This is a genomic window from Kitasatospora sp. NPDC001539 (assembly GCF_040298565.1).
Taxonomy (GTDB): Bacteria; Actinomycetota; Actinomycetes; order Streptomycetales; family Streptomycetaceae; genus Kitasatospora.
Genome location: NZ_JBEPAK010000358.1, coordinates 1 through 5238, shown reverse-complemented (window position 1 = coordinate 5238; position 5238 = coordinate 1). Strand labels below are relative to the sequence as shown.

Annotated in this window: 4 protein-coding genes; 3 read left to right on the top strand and 1 reads right to left on the bottom strand. The window is 74.1% G+C overall.

The features are described 5' to 3' along the window. The coding region (locus ABT247_RS31525; RefSeq protein WP_350749536.1) for a helix-turn-helix domain-containing protein at positions 1-320 on the bottom strand (320 nt) is incomplete at its 3' end. Between the two features lie 264 nt (positions 321-584). Here ABT247_RS31525 and ABT247_RS31520 point away from each other — a divergent pair. From ABT247_RS31520 to ABT247_RS31510, 3 genes are all read left to right on the top strand, one after another. Further along, positions 585-1865, top strand: a complete 1281-nt coding sequence (locus tag ABT247_RS31520) for a L,D-transpeptidase (protein ID WP_350749533.1) — start codon at positions 585-587, stop codon at positions 1863-1865. Between the two features lie 454 nt (positions 1866-2319). Further along, a complete protein-coding gene (locus ABT247_RS31515; RefSeq protein ID WP_350749530.1) occupies positions 2320-3195 on the top strand; it encodes an ATP-binding cassette domain-containing protein in 876 nt (291 codons plus the stop codon). Further along, complete coding sequence (locus ABT247_RS31510) at positions 3192-5132, top strand: YhgE/Pip domain-containing protein (RefSeq protein ID WP_350749527.1); 1941 nt, start codon at positions 3192-3194, stop codon at positions 5130-5132. The genes ABT247_RS31515 and ABT247_RS31510 overlap by 4 nt, the downstream gene beginning before the upstream one ends. Positions 5133-5238: the final 106 nt, after the last annotated feature.

Sequence of the window (5238 nt, the reverse complement as noted above, 5' to 3'; positions counted from 1 at the left end):
GGCGCCGGCGCCAGTGTCTGCGCCGGCGCAGGCGCGGTCCCGGGCGTCTGCCGGTTCGTCCGCGCCGCGTGGGCGACGATCCACAGCCGGTAGAGCTCGGTGCGTTCCTCCGGTGTCGCCCGGCACAGCCGTGCGAGGCGCTCCAGCGGGGCGAACTCCACCGGCATCACCTCGCCGTTGCAGTAGCGGTGCAGGGCCGACGTGCTCACGTGCAGCCGCTTCGCCAGCGCTCCGTAACTGAGGCCCGACCGGCTCTTCAGCTCCTGGAGCAGCCGCGCGACCTCGTCCGCCTCCCTCAACTCCCCGGTCCCCTCCGGCACTGTTCCTCCACCCGCTCGTGAGCCCCCTCGGTGTCGACGCGAGCCCCGGCAGAGAAGCACGCCGCAGACCGTCCCACGGTTCCCCGAGGGCGCCGCCGGCATCGGCCGCGCCCTCCCTGCGCCCCGCGAGCGCGTCCCAGAGAGACTACGTCTTCCCAGCTCAAACCGGGTAGAGGCGTCCCCGCGTCCCTGATCGCCGGCGCACCGTTGCGGCCGGGACGAACCGGCGCCCAAGCTGACGGCGAACACCGAGAGGGAGCAACTGTGAGCACTGTTGGGGCGGCCCGGGCCGCGATACGCACCAGCGACCGTTTCCACCGCGGCGCGGCGGCACTGGCGATGGGCGGGGTCCTGCTGATGACCGCGGCCTGCGGCGACGGCCAGGGCGACGGCGGCGCCGCCGCGTCGGCCGCGGCCTCCGGACCTTCGGGGGCCTCCGGCTCCTCCGCAGCCGCCGGAGCCTCCGCCGGGCCGGCCGCCGCGGAGACGCCGAGGGCGTCGACCGCGGTGCTGGACGTGCAGCCGAAGGACGGGGCGCAGGCAGTCGCGCCGACCGCGCTCCAGGTGTCCGTCTCCCGCGGGAAGCTCACCGCCGTCGACGTGACGGACAAGGACGGCAAGCCCGTCCAGGGCTCGATCACCCCGGACGGCACCGGCTGGAAGCCCGCCGCCGCGCTCGCCCCCGGCACGGCGTACACGGTGAACGCCCAGGCGAAGGACGCCGACGGCCTGGTCTCCGCGGCCACCAGCACCTTCACCACCCGCGCGCCCGGCAAGCAGGTCTCCACCAACGACAACATCGCCGACGGCCAGACCTACGGCGTGGGCATGATCGTCAAGGTGGACTTCAGCACCAAGGTCGTGAACAAGGACGCCGTCGCCAAGGCCATCACGTTCGAGACCGACAACGGCACCGAGGTGAAGGGCCACTGGTTCGGCGACGACCGGATCGACTTCCGCCCGGCCGAGTACTGGAAGCCGAACACCAAGGTCACCATCCACTACCGGCTGAAGAACGTCGAGGTCGCCCCCGGCGTCTGGGGCGACATCGACAAGGACGAGCCGTTCACCATCGGCCGCTCCCAGGTCTCCACCGCGGACGCCGCCACCCACCAGCTGACGATCGTGCGGGACGGCAAGTCCACCACCGTGCCCGCCACCCTCGGCGACGACAAGCACCCCTCCTGGGGCGGCACCATGGTCATCATGTCCAAGGAGAAGGTCACCCACATGAACTCCCAGACCGTCGGCCTGGGCAGTGAGTACGACATCCCCGCGGTTCCGCACGCGATGCGGCTGACCAGGTCCGGCACCTACCTCCACGGCAACTACTGGTACAAGGGCGACCCGTTCGGCAAGGCCAACACCAGCCACGGCTGCGTCTCCCTCAAGGACGTGGAGGGCGGCAGCGACACCTCCGTCGCCGGCTCGTTCTTCAACAGCTCGCTGATCGGCGACGTCGTCACGGTCGTGAACACCAAGGAGAAGACCGTCGCCCCCGACAACGGCCTCGGCGGCTGGAACCTCCCCTGGACCACCTGGTAGCACCCGGACGCCGGCCCCGGGCGGCCCTCGGCGAGCGGGCCGGCCGGGGGCTCGCGCGGAAGCAGCAGCCGAAGGCGGTGGAGCGCCGTGGCGCGCGGCAGGCGCTCCACCGCCTTTGACGGTCCGGCGAGTCCGGCTGCCGGCCCGGTCCGCCCGGTGTTCGCCTTCACCGGCCCCGGCCCCGGCCCCGGCCCCGGCGCCGCACCGGGCCCGGCGCCGCACTGACCGCGGCCGTCGCGGCCGTGCACGGCCCGGATCGAGGAGTGCTCGACGCGCGACCGGGCGTCAGCGCTCAAGCCGGTCGGGCGGATCGTCCACCGCTCGGAAGGCCGCCCGGCCGCTCGTTCGTCCCGTCCGGGAGGGGGCTCGGAGGCGGTCGGCGCGGGAATGTGACCGGTCTGACAGACATGCCGCGGCACGGACGGGTTATCGGCTGGGGGTGGAGATAGCCGGCATGGACGTGGTCGCGCGGGGAGCGAGCGTGCGGGGGCCCCGGGGAGCGGTGTTCGAGAACCTGGATCTGGGCGTGGACCCCGGTGGGCTGCTGGTGCTCCACGGGCCGGCCGGCTCCGGCCGGACGACGGCGCTGCTCGCGCTGGCGGGGCGGATGCGGTTGGACGGTGGCGCGGTTCAGGTGGGCGGGCACGTCCTGCCCCGCGACGGCCGTCGCGTCAGGGAGCTGGTGGCGGTGGCCCGGGCGGAGCCCGCCCTCGGTCTGGACCCGGACCTGCGGGTCCGGGAGTTGGTGGCCGAGCGCCGCTGGTCGAGCCGCCGGCTGAGCGGCGCGCAGGTCGATGAGGCGTTCGCGGTCCTCGGTGTCGAGGTGGACCGGCGGACGCTGGTCCGGGACCTGCCGCCGGTGGAGGCCCTGGGGGTGGCCCTCGCGCTCGCTCTGGCCACGCGTCCCGCCGTGGTCGTCGTGGACGACGTGGACCGGGGGTGCCCGGCCGAGGAGCGCACCCGGGCCTGGCAGCTCGTGGGCCGGGTCCGCGGGGTGGGCTGCACCGTCGTGGCGGGTGCCCTCGACCCTCCCGGATCCGGTGCCGGCCTCGACCCGGCACCGGTGCTGGTGGCGCTGCCCCGACTCAGCAGCTTGCCCGAGCGATCGGCGACGGAGGGCGGAGCGGACGAGCGGGCCGGGGCAGCCGAGCGGGAGGGGGCGGCGGAGCGGGAGGGGGCGGCCGAGCAGGAGGGGGCGGCCGAGGCGGGCGCGTCGGCGCGACGCCCGTGGCGAGCGCGCGTACGGCGACTGCTCGCGCAACGACTGCTCGGGCGGCGGGGACCGGACGGCGGGCGCGTCGGTGCGCCCCGGGGCGGGGAGGACGCATGACCGCGATCAGGCTGGCCGGGTTGGAGCTGCGCGGCTTCCGCGGCCCGCTGCGGCGCTTCGTCCCGCTCGTGCTGTGTCTGGTTCCCCTGCTGTACGGGGCCATGTACCTGTGGGCGAACTGGGACCCCTACGGGAAGACCGGGCACATCCCCGTGGCGGTGGTCAACGAGGACCGCGCGGCCGAGACCCGGCAGGGACAGCGGGTGGACGCGGGCGCCGAGGTCGTGAAGGAGCTCAAGGCCTCGGGGGAGTTCGGCTGGGCGTTCGTCGACGAGGCCGCGGCCCGCAGCGGCCTGGAGCACGGGCGTTACGCGTTCACGGTCCGGATCCCCGCCGACTTCAGCGCCCGCCTCGCCACCGGCCCCGACACCCAACCGGAACAGGCCCGGATCCACATCCTGCTCAACGACGCGAACAACTACATCGCGGGCGTCATGACCGAGGTCGTCCAGGCGAAGCTGCAGGAACAGGTCAACTCCGCCGCGCACGAGGCCTACGTCCGCGGGGTCTACGGCCGGCTCGCGGACATCGGCGGGAAGCTGGACACGGCGGCGCAGGCGGCCCAGGGTCTGGTGAACGCCACCACCGTGGCCCAGCAGGGGAGTTCCGCGGCCGCTGGCGCGAGCGCCACGCTGCAGTCCGGCTCCACCCAGCTCGCGGACGGGGCTCAGAAGCTGAGCCAGGCCACGACCCAGGTGCACACCGCGGCCACCGCCCTCACCGAGGCCGCGCCCCAGCTGAACACGGCCGCCGGCGCCGTGGTCAGCGCAGCCACGCTCGTCAGCCAGGGCGTGGACGCCGTCCACACCGCGACGTCGACGGTGAAGCAGGGGACCGCCAAGGCGGTGTCCGATCTGGACCAGCTGGCCGCGGCGCACCCGGGACTGGGCGACGACCCCGTGTTCCAGCGCGTCAAACAGGACATGACGGCAGCCGACACCGCGGCCGGCCAGATCGACGCGCACGCCGCCACCGCCAGCGGCACCGCCCACACGGCGCTCCAGCAGGCCGTCGGCCTCCAGAAGACGGCCGCGGCCGTCCAGCAGTCGGCGCAGAACGCGCAGACCCCGCTGGCCCTGGTCGACTCCGGAGCCCAGAGCATCGCCGCCGGGACCGCGACCGTGTCCACGGGACTGGCCGCGCTCCAGCAGGGATCCACGGCACTGAAGAACGCCGCCGACCAGTCGCACACCGGCGCCACGACGCTGGCCTCCCTGATCGACGACGGGAAGAAGCAGGTGCCCGTCCTGGACGCCGAACAACTGGACCACGCCTCACGGGTGTTGGGGACTCCCGTCGACATCGACCGGTCGAACCTGCACCCCGCCGGCGTCTACGGCCGCGGCCTGGCCCCGTTCTTCTTCGGCATCGCGCTGTGGGTGTTCGGCCTCTTCGCCTACCTCTTCCTGCGACCGGTCAACGCCCGGGCGCTGGCCGCCCGGACCCGGGCCTCCACCCTCGCCGTCGCGGGCTGGCTCCCGGCCGCGGCACTCGGCGTGCTCGGGGCCGTGATCCTCTACGGCGTCGTCAGCGCCGGGCTCGGGCTGCACGCCGCGGCCCCCTGGAGGACCGTCCTGCTCCTCGCGGTCGGCGCCGCCGCGTTCGTCGCCGTCGACCACTGCCTGCGGACCGTGTTCGGTACGGTGGGCGACGTCCTGTCACTGGTCCTGCTCATCCTGCAACTCACCGCCTCGGGCGGCCTGTACCCGATGCAGACCACCCCGGCGCCGTTCCAGGCCGTCCACCCCTTCCTGCCGATGACCTACCTGGTCGACGGGCTCCGCGTGACGATCAGCGGCGGCCTGACCTCCCACCTCGTCCGGGACCTCGCCGTCCTGGCGGGCTTCGGCGTCCTGTTCCTGGCCCTCACCTCGCTGACCCTGCGCCGTCGGCGGGTGTGGACGGTCGCCCGCCTCCACCCCGACCTGGACCTGTGACGGACCGGGCCCTGCCCGGATCAGTGCGTCGAGCAGCCGGTTGCCGTGCAGGGCGGTCGGGATGTCGGGCAGCCGACGGCGCACCCTCGGGTACTCGGGGTTGTGC